The organism is Campylobacter sp. US25a (assembly GCF_004379075.1).
Lineage (GTDB): Bacteria > Campylobacterota > Campylobacteria > Campylobacterales > Campylobacteraceae > Campylobacter_D > Campylobacter_D jejuni.
Map to the genome: position 1 here is coordinate 1 of NZ_RYYM01000099.1, position 441 is coordinate 441.

1 protein-coding gene is annotated in these 441 nt (G+C 27.7%); it reads left to right on the forward strand.

Going from position 1 to position 441, the window contains the following annotated elements; all coding sequences use genetic code 11:
* The coding region (locus ELQ12_RS10800; protein WP_347876348.1) for a phage baseplate assembly protein V at window positions 1-441 on the forward strand (441 nt) is incomplete at both ends.

The window sequence follows — 441 nt, forward strand, 5'->3', positions numbered from 1 at the left end:
AATTTAAGTAAATCTTATTCTAATACTTTAACTTTATTAAAAAAGAATATTATCTTTACTCCAAGTTTTAAAGCTAAACCTAAAGCTCCTAATAGCACTCAAGGTATTGTTATAGGAGAGAGTAAGGATATAGAAAGTGAGAGAAATACTATTTATACAGATGAATATGGAAGGGTTAAGGTAAGGATTAATCTTTATGCCAATCAAGAAGAATTAGATAATGATACTTTTATTGCAAATGATATAGATACAAATTCTTCTAATTTATCAAGCAATACTTACAAATCTTATCATCACACTCCTTTTTTAAGAGTAGCTTCTCATATAGCAAGCAATCATTCAGGTTTTTTTCATACTCCAAGAATAGGAGATGAAGTGATTATTTCTTTTTTAGATGATGATATAGATAAACCTTATGTGAGCTCTAGTTTGTATAATGGG